Here is a 15079-nt window from a genome sequence, read left to right on the forward strand (position 1 = left end):
GGTTCCCGGGGTGTGCGAACCCCCACCGCCCTCACAAATCGACCACCGCCGCAAACCCCGGCGCCCCACAACCACCCAATCACTTAACCACACAACCACACCGCGTCCCCCCCGCCGCCCGGCTGAAACACCCGACATCGCGAACCCCCGATCTCTCGATCCCCCAGCCCTCATGCGCTTCGACGCCTCACTTTCATTTTAAAACAGGTGCGTCGTTCGCTCCGACGGGGCTCTTTTATTTTGAAACAGATGCGTCGTTCGCTCCGACGGGGGAGGCTGGAATTAAAACAGGTGCGTCGTTCGGTCCGACGAGGCGTTTGCGCGTTGAAACAGGTCTGTCGTTCGGTCCGACGCGCCTTGTTGGAATTGAAAGAGCGGCGTCGTTCGCTTCGATGGGGTTTCCTGGAATTGAAACAGGTGCGTCGTTCGGTCCGGGACGGGTGTTTCAATTCGGGGGAGAGGCGTCGTGCGGTCCGGCGAGGGTGTTTCAGTGGTGGGGAGGGTCGTCGTTTGCTTCGACGGAGGTGTTTTAAGCCGGAGATGGGGCGTCGTGCGGTTCGGCGCGGGTGTTTCAATCGTAGGAAGGATCGTCGTTCGCTTCGGCGCGGCGTTTTCATGTGTTGCGCGTCAAAAGCGATGGGTTTAGCGTGGGGTCATTCCACAACATGAGTCCTCGACGTCGGGGGAGGTCTTGAATAGGTCAGGGCCGCCTGTCCGGGGGACCTTTTGGCATGCGAATGCCTGAAGAGGGGTGAGTTATGGCTCAGATTTCTCGTACGACGGCCCAGAAGAGCGCGATCAGCCGGACCATCGGGAGCACGGTGGAGGTGAATCATGAGGAGGTGGGAGCGCGGCTCGACCGGCTGCTCTTTCCGGACGGGGTGCCGGCCGATCTGACGATGGCGAAGGTGGTGAAGGCCGTGGGCGATGTGACCCGTCGCAACGCCGCAGCCTTTGAGGGGGCGGAGCGTTTTCTGGCGACCGAGCGCAGCGAGGACCGTCGGCTGCGGGAGGCGCGTGACGCGGGCTTTGTGGCGCTGCGGCAGGTGCTGATCAAGGCCCGCGGCGCCATCGTGAACTACTGGGGCGAGTATGCGGCGCAGGATGTGGGTTTCGTGGGAACGACGCCGGAGACGGCGGAGCTGCTGCTGAGCTACGCGCGCAATGTTCGGGAAAAGCTCGGCCGGGGCTTTGATGACTACGAGGTCGACATGCCCTCCGACCTCGACCTGGGCCGCCCCGACCCGGCCAACCTGGCCGCGGCGATCGAGGCGCGGGCCGCGGCGCTGGAGCAGGCGGTGAACGCCTACGGCGTGGAGGAGCGGGAGACGCAGGGGGCGTTGCGGGAGCGCGACAAGGCCGAGGCCCAGTGGAGCACCCACTACAGCCCCGTCGCCTCGATCATCGAAGGGTTCTTCCGGCTCGCCGAGATGCCTGAGCTCGCCGAGCGGGTGCGGCCGACGGCCAGGAGGCGTGCGGGGTTGGTGGAGGAGGCCGACCTTGGCGAGCTGGAGGAGAGCGGAGAGCCCCGGGACGAGGCTGACGTCGTCGTCTGAGGTTTGCGGTGTGAATGAATGAAAAACCCCCGGTCGCGCGTGGCGGCCGGGGGTTTTTTGTGGGTAGGGCTCGATCTCGATCTCGGGCTCGATCTCGATCTCGGGCGTGAACCGCGCGGCTGGGTGGTGCTCACGAATCGACCGACATCGCGAAGCGTGGCGCCCCACAACCACCCAACCACCTGACCACCTAACCCCAAAGCGACCCCCCCCACCGCCCGCACGAGCCGCCCAACGTCGCGAACCCGGGCGCTCAGGGCAGCTTATCGCCGACCTGACACATGAAGCGGTCGGAGGAGGCACCCGGGCCGGGGAGGTCGTTGTAGCCTTCGACCGTGCCGTCGGGGAACCAGGCGTAGGTCATAGAGCCAGCGGTGGTGTTGTCGCCGTTGGGCTCGGCGATGTTCGCGCGCGTGCCGATAAAGAAGGGGCCGCCGTCGCTGGCGCTCCAGTTGCAGTCGGCGCTGGAGGAGTTGAAGGGCGTGCGGATGCAGGTGGCGCCGTCGACGTCGGGGTAGATGCCGAAGATGCGGGCGTAGTGGATGTTGGCGTCGGGGCCGATGTTTGCGGCGCGGGCCAGGGTGAGGGTGGCGGTCAGGTGGGCCTGGGAGCGGGGGATGTGCAGCTGCAGGCCGTGCTCGGCGCAGAGGGCCTCGGCGTCGGAGGCGTAGACGTTGGTGTCGGTCTTGATTTTGAGGAAGGTGTAGCCGCCGCCATCACTGGTCATATCGCAGTAGGCCTCAAGGCTTTTGAGCGGGCCCTCGCCATCGGGGTCGATGAGGTAGGTGCCGTCGGGCAGGCCGGGGGTGTCGGTGAGGGCGTCGAGGCAGCTTGTGGGGATGTCGCAGGTGTTGTCGGCGTCGCAGGTGTAGCCGCCGCAGTCGGCGTCGCTTGCGCATTGCTCGCCAGTGGAGCAGGGGGCACAGGAGCCGCCGCAGTCGAGATCGCTCTCGTCAGCGTCTTGCACCCCGTTGCTGCAGAGGTCAGGCTGGCAGACGCCGAGATAGCAGTCGGAGGAGGCACAGTCGTCATCCACGCGGCAGCTCGCCCCGCTCTGGCAGGAGGTCGCGCAGGAGCCGCCGCAGTCGGTGTCGCTCTCATCGCCGCTTTGCCGGCCGTCGAAGCAGGTGGTCTCCCGGCTCCAGATATGCCAGGCGCCGTTCTCCATGTTTTCCGTGGAGCCGCATTTGGCGCGTCCGTCGTCGCTGCCCCAGTCGGTGCCGTCGGTCTGGTTGGAGTCCATGCCGCGATCGTTAAAGTCGACGGTGAAGTCTGTGTCAGCGTCACAGCGGTCTTCTCCCTCCATAAAACCTGATGCGTACTCGTCGAGGTTGGACTTGAAGTCGCCAGTGAGGTTGTTACGGCGATTCCAGGGGCCGGTGTAGCCTGCACCTTGATTCTCTTCAAAGCAGGAGTCGGCGTGAGAGCCGGTGGTGAGGGTCTGGTACCAGGAGACGTCGTAGAAGGAGAGGTCGACGTCGAAGGTGGGGCCCTGAGAGGCGGCCGCGTCGACTTTGCAGGTAAAGCGCATATCGCCGGTGGTATCGACGAGAGCGCGCAGACCGCTCCAGATGCCGGTCTGGCCGCTGGCCGGGTCGAGGGTGCTCAGGTCGGCGTAGTAGGCGGATGCCTCATCTCGAAGTAGGGTCTGGAAGGTGGAGGCGACGAGCGTCCAGCCGCCGCCGTCGGTGTCCATGTCGCAGTAGACGTCTTCGAGGGTGCCGTCTTCGTTGGGGTCGATGCTGTAGACGCCGCTGGTGGTGGTGCCGCCGAGCAGAAGATCGAGGCAGGAGACGGGGTTGGGGGCGCAGCTTCGTCCGTAGGCGCAGTGGCCGGAGGTGCAGTCATCGCCGGAGGTGCAGGAAGCGCCGTCTTCACAGGCTGTGCAGTTGGGGCCGCCGCAGTCGGTGTCGCTCTCGTCCTGGTTGAGGATGCCGTCGTCGCAGGTGGGAAGGGCGCAGGCGTTTGTGCAGGCGTCATCGTCGATGTCGTTGCCGTCGTCGCAGGCCTCGACGCCCTCCTCAATGATGCCGTCGCCGCAGGTGGCGACCACGCAGGTGGAGAGGCAAGCGTCGGTGTCTACGTCGTTGCCGTCGTCGCACTCCTCACCTTCGTGCAATACGCCGTCGCCGCAGGTGGGCAGAGCGCAGGCGTTGGTGCAGGCGTCGTCATCGATGTCGTTGCCGTCGTCGCAGCCCTCGCCAGGCTGCACAAAGCCGTCGCCGCAGGCGGGGAGGGCGCAGGCGTTTGTGCAGGCGTCGGTGTTGTCGTCGTTGCCGTCGTCGCAGGCTTCTCCAGCAGAGGCGTTGAGGATGCCATCGCCGCAGGAGGCCGCAGAGCAGTCCGTGTTGCAGGTTTCCGATTCGCCGGCGTCGTCGCAGTCTTCTCCAGCAGAGGCGTTGAGGGTGCCATCGCCGCAGGAGGCCGCGGAGCAGTCCGCGTTGCAGGTTTCCGATTCGCCTGCGTCGTCGCAGTCCTCACCCTCGTGAATCACGCCGTCGCCGCAGGAGGGCTGAGCGCAGATGCCGTCTTCCGGGAGGCAGAAGTCGCTTTCGCATTGATCGTCCAGCTCGCAGGAAGCGCCATCGTCGCGAAGGGTTTCGGTGGGCGTGGTGTCGGCGTTATCGCCGCAGGCGCTCAGGGCGGTGAGAGCGGTCAGGATGAGTGTGGCGAAGAGCGCGCGCTTCAGGGTGGGAGGGCGTACGACCATCAGAGACCTCAATCGTGAATGCGTGTGGGCGAACGTGTTTTCAGAACGTTACGGGTGTATCCCACAACAGAGGGAGGTGTCGAGTGCGTGTAGGATGTCTGTTGCCGCAGCGTTAACACCAACCGAAAGAGGCGCCTCCGAGCGTTGCACGGGGCGCCTCTTTCGGTTGGTACCTGCGTCTGGACGGTGCCGAGCGGCCCTGGACGACGCTGACTGTGTCGCTGCGTCGTCGCCGTAGCTAAAGCTACTTGCTCCTCCTGGCTCCTTGTCATCGCCGCGCTGGATGCGCTCGGTGCCGAGCGCCCCAGCGCTCCGCTAGCTGCGTCGCTGCGTCCTCGCGGTGGCGCTGCCACAGCTTCGTCCTGGCTCCTTGCTATCGAAGGCCCTGGATGCGCTCGGGTTTTTTATTTTGCGAAGGACGCCAGCCGCACACACGAATCGACCAGCGTAGTGAAGCGTGGCGCCTCACAACCACCCAACCACCCAACCACCTGACCACAAAGCGACCCCCCCACCGCCCACACGAATCGACCACTGCCGCAAACCCCGGCGCTCCACAACCACCCAACCACCCAACCACCTGACCACAAAGCGACCCCCCCGGCGCCCGCACGAATCGCCCGCCATCGCGAACCCGGGCGCTCAGGGCAGCTTATCGCCCACCTGACACATGAATCGCGTGGTGCTGTAACCGGGAGCGACGATGTCATTGTAGTGGTCGATGTCACCGTTGGCGTCCCAGGAGTAGAACATGGAGGCGGTGGTGGTGTTGTCGCCGTTGGGTTCGGTGATGTCGGAGCGGTCGGAGATGTAGAAGGGGCCGTCGTCGCTGGCGCTCCAGCCGCAGCTGGCGTTGGAGGAGTTGAGGGGCTGTGCGGTGCAGGTGGCGCCGTTGAAGTCGGGGTAGATGCCGAAGAGGCGAGCGTAGTCGTCGTGGGCGTCGGGTCCGACGTTGGGGTTGCGGGCCAGGGCGATGGTGCTGGCGAGGTGGGCGGGGGAGCGGGGAATGTGCAGCTGCATGCCGTGTGCGGCGCAGAGGGCTTCGGCATCGGCGGCGTAGAGCACGGTGCCGGGGTTGAGTTTGAGGAAGGTGTAGCCGCCGCCGTCGGTGGTCATGTCGCAGTAGACCTCGAGGGGGAGATCGCCACCGGTGTCGATGAGGTATTCGCCGCTGGTGAGGGTGGAGTCCCAGGAGAGGAGGTCGAGGCAGCTGGAGGGCAGGCCGCAGTGGCCGGTGTCGCTGCAGGGGATGCCGGCTGCGCAGTCGGCGTCGACGTTGCATTGCTGGCCGACGGCGCAGGGAGCGCAGGGGCCGCCGCAGTCGAGGTCGGACTCGTCCTGGTTGAGGATGCCGTCGTCGCAGGTGGCCAGCACGCAGGCGTTGGAGCAGGCGTCGGTGTCGTGGAGGTTGCCGTCGTCGCACTCTTCGAAGTCCTCGTGCACGATGTCGTCGCCGCAGAAGGCGGGCTGGCAGGCGTTTGTGCAGGCGTCGGTGTCGTGGAGGTTGCCGTCGTCGCAGGTTTCGCCGGCGGCGGGGTTGAGGATGCCATCGCCGCATTGGGAGGCGGTGCAGTTGGAGTTGCAGGCTTCGGAGGGGCCGGCGTCGTCGCATTGCTCGACGCCTTCGTGCACGGCGCCGTCGCCGCAGGTGGCTTCGACGCAGGTGTCGAGGCAGGCGTCGGTGTTGTCGTCGTTGCCGTCGTCGCAGGCTTCGTCGTCTTGCACGATGGCGTCGCCGCAGGTGGGCAGGGCGCAGGCGTTGGTGCAGGCGTCGTCGTCGATGTCGTTGCCGTCGTCGCAGCCTTCGCCGGACTGGACGATGCTGTCGCCGCAGGTGGGAAGGGCGCAGGCGTTGGTGCAGGTGTCGTCGTCGATATCGTTGCCGTCGTCGCAGGCTTCGCCGGCGGCGGTGTTGAGGACGCCGTCGCCGCACTCGGCGGCGGAGCAGTCGTCGTTGCAGGCCGCAGATTCGCCGGCGTCGTCGCAGGTTTCACCGGCGCTTGCGTTGAGGACGCCGTCGCCGCATTGAGCTGCGGAGCAGTCGTCGTTGCAGGCTTCGGATTCGCCGGCGTCGTCGCAGGTTTCTCCGGCGCTTGCGTTGACGATGCCGTCGCCACACTGGGCGGCGGAGCAGTCGTCGTTGCAGGCTGCGGATTCGCCGGCGTCGTCGCAGGCTTCGCCGGCGCTTGCGTTGAGGATGCCGTCGCCACACTGGGCAGCGGAGCAATCGTCGTTGCAGGTTTCGGATTCGTCGGCGTCGTCGCAGTCTTCACCTTCGTGCACGACGCCGTCGCCGCAGGAGGGCAGGGCGCAGAGGCCGTCGGTGGGGTGGCAGAAGTCGCTTGCGCATTGGGCGTCGCGCTCGCAGGCGGCGCCGTCGTCGCGGGTGCCCTGGTTGGAGGTGACTGTGGCGTCGCCGCAGGCGCTGAAGGCGGCGAGGGCCGCCAGGATGAGGGCGACGCAGGAGGATTTGAGAGAGGCGGACGGGGACACGCGCATGGGATATTTCCTGGTGCGGATGGGTTGGGGAGACGTTGGCACGGGTGGTGTTCGAGCGTTACATTTCTTCGCATAATGAGAAGCATAGAATCAATCGTCAATTCGACCTCTCCCGAAGAGGAGGTTGGATGCGTGAGGACGTCTCGAAGCATAAAACGTGCAGGGGGTGAGGTGCGGACGTCTGCAGAGGCGGCGACTTCCCGGGGGGCCCGATATAAAAAGAGGCGCCCCCGAGTGTAAGGGGCGCCTCTTTTGGCGGAGCATGGTGCGGCGTCTGGCGACCTCTCGTTCTCTCGTTCTCTCGTTCCGAGGCAGCGCCAGACCCGCGATGTCTGTGCTTAGTCCTGGTAGCACATCGGCGGGGTACTGAACTCACCAAGCTCCTGGCAGCCCCCGTCTTCGACGCTGGCCTCGATCCCTTCGATGTCAAAGATGACAGACCCGGTGGGTTGGTTACTAAAGGCCAGGCATTCTCGACCGAACTGCTCATGGCACTCACCGATGACCACGGTGACCTGTACGTCGGTCATCAGAGGCAGGTCCAGGGCGAAGCCTCCATCGGCGTCGGTGATGCCCTGAGCCAGGATCTGGCCCCGATCTTCGGGGTTTACATCAGGGCCGCAGGTGAGCTCGACATCGCCCAGGTAGATGTAGACGGGCTGGTCGGCTCGGGGCACGCCGACATACTCATCGTCTTGCGTCGTGTAGGAGTTGAGGATGCCCTCGACGCAGGTCGTCGAGCCGCTCTCCAGCACAAGCTCGCCGGCGTCTTCGCAGCCATCGGAGCCGCAGGCAGCCTCGGTAAAGGCGTCGGAGTCCAGGCTGATGATGGCCTGAGCGGCGGCGTCGTCATGCACCGAGACAAGTTCCACCTCGTCGACCGGCGGCAGGGCCAGGCAGTAGGTGCCGTCGTCGCCGGACTCGGTGAGGGCGGAGGCGGGGCCGGTCATCATCTCATAGAGGCCGTAGACGGGGGCGCCGGCCACCGGTTCGGCGTCCTCATTGAGCAGGATGCCGCTGAGGCAGCCGCGGGCGTTGCTCATCTCGATGGTGACCTTGAGGCATTCCCCGCCCTCCTCCGACTGGCAGCTCGCCGCCGTCTCGTTGCCGACGACCGTCAGCGGGCCGTCTGCATTCTGGTAGTAGAAGGAGTGCAGCGCGCTGAGCTCGATGGTGCCCTCGCGCATAAAGTCCACACAGGTGATGCCCATATCGTCGGTGGCGCCAAAGGGGGCGACGCGGCCCAGGTAGCTCTGGGCCTCGCCCTCAACGGTCGCGCCGGGGATGGGCTCGCCAGTCTCGGCGTCGATGACGGTGACTTCCACGCAGTTGCGCGTCCCAAGGGGCTTGTCGACGTTCCACCAGCTGAAGTGGGAGGCGCGACACGAGGCCACCAGGCCATCGCCGGCGATGACCTCGCACTCACTCTCATAGACCCAGCGGGCCTGCTGCAGATCAAAGCTCCAGAAGGGGATCGTGTCGCCGACCGCATAGTCGGAGAAGGCCTGGGAGATGGGGAAGTCCAGCTGGGCCTCGATGCCCTCGGCCAGTTGCAGTTTTTCGCCATTCTGCCAGAAGCTGATGTCGGCCATATAGACGCTCAACAGATCCACCGGATCGCCCTCGGAGGGCACCCCGATGAGGGGTCCGGGCATAAAGCGCAGGTCATCGCTGGAGGGCTCAATGCCGGCGAAGGTCATCTCGGCCTGGCCCACCACGGGGTTGCCCTCACCGTCGACCAGGGCGTTGGCCGGGAGGTTGATGCGGACACCGCGGACCTCCAGGGTGGCGGGAGCTTCGGCATCAAAGCTCTGCGCCTCTCCCAGGGCCAGCAGGCGTACCAGCGCGCTCATCTGCTGACCCTCGGCCGCCTCCACCACCGGTCGCTCCGCGCTGGAGGGGGCGTAGCCTTCGGCCTCGATCTGCACGATCATGGTCTCGGCGCCGGCGGCCGGCTCAATGAGCACCTGGCCGCCGAGATCGGTGAGGTGGGCCTGGCCCTGGTAGATCACGCTGGCGCCGGCGATGGGCATTCCCGCCTGGTCTTGCACCTTCAGAGAGAGGGGGAGCGCGCGGGTCTCGACCGGATCACCGCCGTCGGGATCAGGATCGGCATCAAGCTCGGCGTCGGGCTGGCCAGCGTCGGGGACCTCGGTGTTGGGGTGTTCATCGGCAGTGTCCGAGCAGGCCACCGGGCCACCGGCCAGCGCACCGACCAGCATCATCAGGCTTAAACGTTTCGAAAGAGGACTCATCATTACATTCTCCATCCAGCGTGTGGGACGCACGGTGCTGGCTCCTCATGAGCACGTTACCGTCAGGGATGCGTCCCAGATCAGGTGTCTCCCGCATCCGGGACCGGACCTAATTGCACCTTCAGTGCCAGCGTGGTCGTGGAGGTCTCATTTTGTTGAGGGGCAGCGCTAGATTGGCGTGGTGGTTGAGCAAGTGCGAGAGCCTTGACTCGGGATTTCTCTTTGTCCGCTCGTGTCGTCCATTGGCGTTGATGCTCCGGCTGGCAGAGTAGTGCACCGCTTCCTGTGCTCACCGGAAGGTTAGCACTCCACGTGCCGAGCGCATCCAGGACGACGCTGACGGCGTCGATAGGGATTCGCGGTAGCGCTGCTACAGCTTCATCCCAATCTCCTTGTCAGGCGCCGCCCTGGATGCGCTCGGGTTTTTTATTTTGCGTGCGAACCCCCCATCGCGCTCACGAATCGACCAGCGTCGTGTAGCGTGGCGTTGCGCCACCACCCGACCCCCCCACCACCAGACTGACCTCAAAGCGAGCCCCCCAACTACCCAACCACCGACAACGTACCGACCGGGGGTCGGACATCGACCTTTGTTTATGCGGGGGATCGGCGATCGAAGCGTTCTGCTGCTCGAAAAGATCTTGAAGTTGAGAAGGCGGCGCGCACGTTGCCGGGGTCCAAATCAAACGCTGTATTTTTGCAACACCCGGAGCCTTCCGCTGGCTCGCCGTCTCTCCACCGCGTTGTGGGGGAGTGGTTGATGTTGCGACGTTCCCTAAAACCCCTGTGAGCGTAGGCTCGGGGCGAAGTCGTGTGGACGGACGTTTTCCCTCGTTGATGTATCACCATCACGGATCAGGAGAGCGTATGTTTACCCATGTCAAAGACCTGCAGTTCGATGTGCGCGTTGAGAGGCCCGACCCGCGTTTTGCGAGCATTCTGCTCGAGCAGTTCGGGGGGGCCAATGGCGAGTTGAAGGCGGCGATGCAGTATTTCGTGCAGGCGTTTGGCTGCCGTCGTCCTTTCCCGGAGAAGTACGACATGCTTATGGACATCGCGACCGAGGAGCTGAGCCACCTGGAGATGGTGGGTGCGTTGATCACGATGCTGCTCGACGGCATCAACGGGGAGCTCAAGGACGCGGCCAACGCCGTGGAGTGGATGACGGTGATGGGGGGCGGAAAGGCTCAGAAGGAGCAGTTCATTCATGAGGCGATCATGGATCCGCAGTTCCTGGTGCTGAGCGGCGGCGGGCCCAGGCTCACCGACAGCCAGGGCAATCCCTGGTCGGGCACCTACGTCAACGCCAACGGCGATCCCACCGTCGATCTGCGCTCGAATATCGCGGCGGAGTCGCGGGCGAAGATCGTCTACGAGTATTTGATGCAGTTCACCGACGACAGCGATGTGAAGGAGACGCTGGGGTTTTTGATGACCCGGGAGGTGGCACATATGAATATGTTCCGCGCGGCCTTGAGCGAGATCGAGGAGAATTTTCCGCCGGGTGTGCTCAAGGGCGATCCGCGCTTCACGCATAAGTACTACAACATGTCCAACGGCACGGAGGTGCGCGGCTCGTGGAACCAGGGCCAGGGTCCGTGGGAGAGCGGCGAGGAGTGGGAGTATATCGAGAACCCGGTGCAGCAGGTGATGGAGACCAAGGGTCAGAAGAAGGGCACGATGAACGGGTCGGCCAAGGATGTGAAGAAGGTCGAGAAGGAGAACAAAGCGTTGAGCAAGATGAAGAGCCAGGAGATCAAGAAGAGCATGCCCAAGAAGGGCCAGGCCTGGTCGGAGTATTCGCAGGAGAAGAGCAGCGCGAAGTCGAAGAAGGGGGGCGGTCCGAGCCCGTCGAGCAGTCGGATGAAGTGAGCACGAGCCTCGGTGATGGGTGAGGTGCAGAGGTGAAAAAGCCCCCGGTCGCAGAGTGCGGCCGGGGGCTTTTTTGTTTTTACCCACATGCAGTCTTCCGCTACGGAGCGGGAATGGCGAGTCTCCCAGGGAAGGGAGACCGGCTCTTTTCGTGGAGCAGAATTGCGGGTAAGGCGTCGAAAACGCCCGGCGGGAGAAGCCTGGAATGCTTCTCTTTGCCGCCGTTGTCAGGGCAGCGGGCCGTCACTTACGTCGTGTGCAACCACCAAAAACACGTCATTGGACTGGATGCCCGTTTGTGCTTGGTTGAGCAGGCCGGCGTTGCCGAAGACATACACGGTGGTGTTTTTGTCCGGGGCGCTAAAGCGGGAGTTGGTGGCCTCGGCCAGCATCCAGTCGCTATCGCCATCGTTGGTGCAGGCGAGGTTGGCGAGGAGGTAATCCACGTCATCGATGCGGGGATCGCAGGTGAGGTACTGGGGGCAGATGCGCAAGCGGTTTGATTCGGCGGGAACCTCGTAGTTTATGCCGACGTTTGAGCCGCCGGAGAGGTTGCCGCGGGGGGAGCTTGAGCTGTCGCTAAAGCTGCTGGAAATCGCCGACGCGTTGGTCGTGAAGTTTGCGATGCGCACGCCACCGCTGTAGCCGCTGCCGTTGAGACGACTGCCATCCTTCATCAACACCGGCTGCTGGGTGGCACAGGGGACCTCGGGGAGTGAGGTGTTGGCGCGCGTGTAAAACTCGCAGAAGTCTACTGAGGAATTGGCGGCGCAGGGGTAGTTGAGGAACTCGTCGTAGGTGCGCACCACGACCGAGTAGAAGTCGTTGGCGGCCAGTGCACCTGAGCCCAGGGGAGTGGCTTGGCTCGCGTCGCAATCCACGGGGGTGTCGTCGCCAAGGCCCAGTGTAAAGTGGTGGGAGACGCGCAGGCTAACGCCGGCCGGGGCGTCGACGTAGTCGGCGTTCACGGTGACGACCTGGCCTGAGGAGAGTCCGAGCTTGTTGAGCACCAGGTAGGGGCGGTCGTCGTCGGTGCCGTAAATGCACACCTTTCGGCCGGCGGTGGCGCCCAGGGCGTCGCCCAGGATCAGGCGCAGGTTTGCGGTGGCGCCGCTCCAGCTGCGCATGTCCAGCTCGCATTGGCCGGCGTCGTTGCAGCTTTCGCTTCCGGTGCAGCCCGAGCCGCAGGTTCCGCCGCAGCCGTCGTCGCCGCAGACGCGTCCGTCGCATTGGGGGGCGCATTCGCAGCTGCCCGCCGCGCTGCAGGATTCGTCGTCTTCGCAGGTTCCGCAGCTCAGTCCACAGACCGGGTCCGCGCCGCAGGTGCGCGAGCCGCACTCGGCCACGCAGGTATCGTCAATGCACTGGCCGGCGACCGTACAGGACTCATCGGCGGCGCAGCCCGGGCCACAGGTTCCGCCGCAGCCGTCGTCGCCGCAGCTGCGCCCGGTGCAATCCGGGGTGCAGGTCGCGTCGGGGTCGCGGGGGCCGCAGTCGCTGCAGTCGGTGCCCAGGGCGCAGACATCGTAGAGGGAGTTGGGGCCACCGTCGTCGCATTCGCCATCGCCGGCCGAGCCGCAGGTGTCGGTGCAAAGCAGCCCCGGGGCCCCGGTATCGGTCTCGTCGCCGGCGTCGGGCTCCTCGGTATCGGTCTGGTCGCCGGCATCTTCACAGTCTGGGCCTTCGCAAATGACGATCGGGGTGGGGTTGGAGTCCCCGCCACAGGCGGCGGCCAGGAGTGTCAGGGTCGTCAACAGAACTATCGAAAAGGTGCGTTGCGGCGTAGCCATGAAGATGTCCTGAATGGTGCCATGCAAAGAGCACGGAAAGGTGATGGTTTCTCAAAAGGGAGACTTCGTAAGGCCCTTTTTTTTAAGCGATAAAAACCTGATAGCAGCCGGGGGCGTGAATGCCAATTTAAGTTTTAAGGGGAGTGATGTGGGCGTTTTTGGTGTGCTTACCCGGGGCGCTCGGTTTTTTTAGTGTGCGGTAAGTGCCGAGCGTCTGGGTGCCGGAGATGACCGACCGAGGGACGGACATGGGCCAAATTTTATGCGGGTGATCGTGGTTTTGGTTCGGGGCGGCATGGGGCGAGTTCTGGCGAGTGATAGCGTTTTTTTAAAACGTGAGGTTGTGGCGTATATAAGGGGTGTCGGGGCGGGGGAGAAAAGCCCCCAAACATTTCGCGGCGACGCTATGATTAGGAGAGAACCATGCTTCAAAACGAGATGATTCAGCGATTTCGGCAGGCATTTGAGGATGAGCCCCGCGTGGTGGCCGCGCTCATGTTCGGATCTTTTACGACGGGAGAGGGTGACGAGTTCTCCGACATTGAATTTGCCGTGTTCATTGAAGATGAGGCGCTGGAAGGGTTCGATCAGGGCGCCTGGCTGAACGCGGTCAGCCCGGTGGCGGCGTACTTTTTGGATGATTTCGGACATCGCACCGCCCTTTTTGAAAACGGCATTCGCGGCGAGTTTCATTTTTTGCGCGGGTCGGAGATCCCTGTGATTTCGACCTGGAAGGGCTACGGATGGTTTCCCACACTTGAGGCGGCGGTGATGCTGGATCGATCCGGCGCCTTGTCTGAGCATGCCCGCGTGCTGGTGGGAGGGCCGCCGGTTCGCGAAGGGGCTCCGCTGGTCGAAGGGCTCGCGTTGAACCTCATCAGCCTGGTTCTTTTCGGTGCCAACCTGTTGAACCGCGGCGAGTATGCGCGCGCCTGGCCCTTACTGGGCAAAGCGCACGAAAACCTGCTCAAGCTCGTTCGCCTCGACGAAGGGAGGACCGAGCATTGGCCGACACCGTCGCGCGCTCTGGAAGCAGACCTCGCTGCACCGGTCTACGAGCGGTATGTGAGGTGTACGGCGGGAGCAGATCCGGTGGCGCTCTGCAGCGCTTACGCCGAGACCTGGACGTGGAGTCTGGAGTTGTTCGACAAGGTCGCTGGACCTTTGAGCATTGAGCTTCCGGAGAAGGTCATCTCATATGCGGATCAGTTGCTCCGTCGAGCGCTCGCGGATGCCACGCGTAGTTGACGCGCGGGAGACTCGCCGGGGGAGACCGTCCGGGGGACATCGTCCGTCCGAGAGACGGACATCGTCGAGTCGTGGGAGTATGTCGAAGATCCGGTGCGCCAGGTGCGGGAGACGAAGGGGCAGAAGAGCGGGGAGATGAATGGCTCGGCGAAGGAGCTCAAGCGGGTGGAGAAGGAGAATAAGGCGCTGAGCAAGAATAAGAGCCAGGAGATCAAGAAGAGCGCCGCGAAGAAGGGGCAGGCCTGGTCGGAGTACGGGTCGGCGAAGGGTGGAGCGAAGGCGAAGGGCGGGTCGTCGAAGGGTGGTGGTTCGTCGAAGAGTGGCGGTTCGTCGAAGAGCGGCGGTTCGTCGAAGAAGGGTGAGGGGCCGAGCGCGGGGAGTTCTTCAATCCATTAATAAGATTGGCAGGCCGACGGGGCCCCACAAGGGGCCCCCTACGGTCGTGGGTGGTGGGGATGTCGGGGTGTGCGCAAACCCCCGTCCGCGCGCACGAGTCGACCGACATCGCGAAGCGTGGCGTTGCACAACCACCCAACCACCCAACCACCCAACCACCCCACCACCAGACCAACCTCAAAGCGAGCCCCCCAACGCCCGCACGAATCGACCGACATCGCGAAGCGTGGCGCCCCACAACCACCCAACCACCAGCTTTAGTACCAGCTCTCTTCAATGCTCGCGGCGAAGCTGCCTTCGATCCAGATGCGGTCTTCGCACTCATAGCCGCAGTAGCGGCAGACGTAGCCTTCGAAGTAGCCGGCGACCAGGCCGTAGTCGTTGGCGGAGATGGTGATGGAGCTTGCGGAGTGGGTCTCCCAACTGTCGCAGCGGTCGAGGGAGTAGTAGAGGGTGTTGTAGTTGTGTTCGACCTCCCACTCCAGGGCGATCATGTCGGCGGTGTAGATGCCCGGTTCGATGGAGGGCCAGCCGAGTGAGAGGCCTTCGTCGTTAAGGTCGAGGGTGTAGCGGTCTTCGGCGAAGCTTGTGTAGTCGTTGTGGCGAATCTCGTCGTCGGTGGTGTATTCGAGGGCGACGTCATCGACGGTCATCTGGACTTCGGCGCCGGTGAAGAGGGGCGGGCCGCAGGCGATGGTGAGCAGCGGCAGGGTGATGAGGAGGGCCAGGTTGCGTAACGTAGGGATGTTCATC

At 64.3% G+C, this 15079-nt stretch carries 9 protein-coding genes; 4 read left to right on the forward strand and 5 right to left on the reverse strand.

Annotation, left to right across the window (positions count from 1 at the left end):
* Positions 1-758: 758 nt before the first annotated feature.
* A complete protein-coding gene (locus FRC98_RS16860) occupies positions 759-1556 on the forward strand; it encodes a hypothetical protein (protein WP_146982603.1) in 798 nt (265 codons plus the stop codon).
* Between the two features lie 253 nt (positions 1557-1809).
* Here FRC98_RS16860 and FRC98_RS16865 read toward each other — a convergent pair whose 3' ends face one another.
* The 3 genes from FRC98_RS16865 to FRC98_RS16875 all read right to left on the reverse strand — a co-directional run bounded on the left by FRC98_RS16865 (position 1810) and on the right by FRC98_RS16875 (position 9023).
* Positions 1810-4266 (reverse strand): fibrinogen-like YCDxxxxGGGW domain-containing protein, encoded by a 2457-nt coding sequence (locus FRC98_RS16865; RefSeq protein ID WP_146982604.1) that lies wholly within the window; start codon positions 4264-4266, stop codon positions 1810-1812.
* Between the two features lie 642 nt (positions 4267-4908).
* Positions 4909-6765 carry a DUF4215 domain-containing protein gene (locus FRC98_RS16870; RefSeq protein WP_146982605.1) on the reverse strand — a complete coding sequence of 619 codons (1857 nt, stop codon included), beginning with the start codon at positions 6763-6765 and terminating at the stop codon, positions 4909-4911.
* A 338-nt stretch (positions 6766-7103) separates the two neighbouring features.
* Positions 7104-9023: a hypothetical protein gene (locus FRC98_RS16875; RefSeq protein WP_146982606.1), complete on the reverse strand. Its 1920-nt coding sequence runs from the start codon at positions 9021-9023 to the stop codon at positions 7104-7106.
* Positions 9024-9887: 864 nt separating this feature from the next.
* On the opposite strand from FRC98_RS16875, the gene FRC98_RS16880 reads away from it, so the two are divergent.
* Complete coding sequence (locus tag FRC98_RS16880; protein WP_146982607.1) at positions 9888-10892, forward strand: manganese catalase family protein; 1005 nt, start codon at positions 9888-9890, stop codon at positions 10890-10892.
* A 227-nt stretch (positions 10893-11119) separates the two neighbouring features.
* On the opposite strand, the gene FRC98_RS16885 is transcribed toward FRC98_RS16880, so the two are convergent.
* Positions 11120-12646 carry a hypothetical protein gene (locus tag FRC98_RS16885; RefSeq protein WP_146982608.1) on the reverse strand — a complete coding sequence of 509 codons (1527 nt, stop codon included), beginning with the start codon at positions 12644-12646 and terminating at the stop codon, positions 11120-11122.
* 459 nt (positions 12647-13105) lie between these two features.
* On the opposite strand from FRC98_RS16885, the gene FRC98_RS16890 reads away from it, so the two are divergent.
* Both FRC98_RS16890 and FRC98_RS16895 read left to right on the forward strand, forming a co-directional pair.
* Entirely contained in the window at positions 13106-13930 is an 825-nt protein-coding gene (locus FRC98_RS16890) for a nucleotidyltransferase domain-containing protein (protein ID WP_146982609.1), read from the forward strand.
* 102 nt (positions 13931-14032) lie between these two features.
* On the forward strand, positions 14033-14326 hold the full coding sequence (locus tag FRC98_RS16895; protein WP_146982610.1) for a hypothetical protein: 294 nt from the start codon (positions 14033-14035) through the stop codon (positions 14324-14326).
* 257 nt (positions 14327-14583) lie between these two features.
* Here FRC98_RS16895 and FRC98_RS16900 read toward each other — a convergent pair whose 3' ends face one another.
* Positions 14584-15078, reverse strand: a complete 495-nt coding sequence (locus FRC98_RS16900; RefSeq protein ID WP_146982611.1) for a hypothetical protein — start codon at positions 15076-15078, stop codon at positions 14584-14586.
* Between the last annotated feature and the right edge of the window lies 1 nt (position 15079).

The sequence above is a fragment of the Lujinxingia vulgaris genome, from assembly GCF_007997015.1.
Taxonomy (GTDB): domain Bacteria; phylum Myxococcota_A; class Bradymonadia; order Bradymonadales; family Bradymonadaceae; genus Lujinxingia; species Lujinxingia vulgaris.

What these genes read in the sequence shown, in the direction of transcription:
- FRC98_RS16880 (WP_146982607.1), top strand. Translation starts at nt 9,888, where the DNA reads ATGTTTACCCATGTCAAAGACCTGCAGTTCGATGTGCGCGTTGAGAGG.
- FRC98_RS16860 (WP_146982603.1), top strand. Translation starts at nt 759, where the DNA reads ATGGCTCAGATTTCTCGTACGACGGCCCAGAAGAGCGCGATCAGCCGG.
- FRC98_RS16890 (WP_146982609.1), top strand. Translation starts at nt 13,106, where the DNA reads ATGCTTCAAAACGAGATGATTCAGCGATTTCGGCAGGCATTTGAGGAT.
- FRC98_RS16870 (WP_146982605.1), bottom strand. Translation starts at nt 6,765, where the DNA reads ATGCGCGTGTCCCCGTCCGCCTCTCTCAAATCCTCCTGCGTCGCCCTC.
- FRC98_RS16865 (WP_146982604.1), bottom strand. Translation starts at nt 4,266, where the DNA reads ATGGTCGTACGCCCTCCCACCCTGAAGCGCGCGCTCTTCGCCACACTC.
- FRC98_RS16875 (WP_146982606.1), bottom strand. Translation starts at nt 9,023, where the DNA reads ATGATGAGTCCTCTTTCGAAACGTTTAAGCCTGATGATGCTGGTCGGT.
- FRC98_RS16900 (WP_146982611.1), bottom strand. Translation starts at nt 15,078, where the DNA reads ATGAACATCCCTACGTTACGCAACCTGGCCCTCCTCATCACCCTGCCG.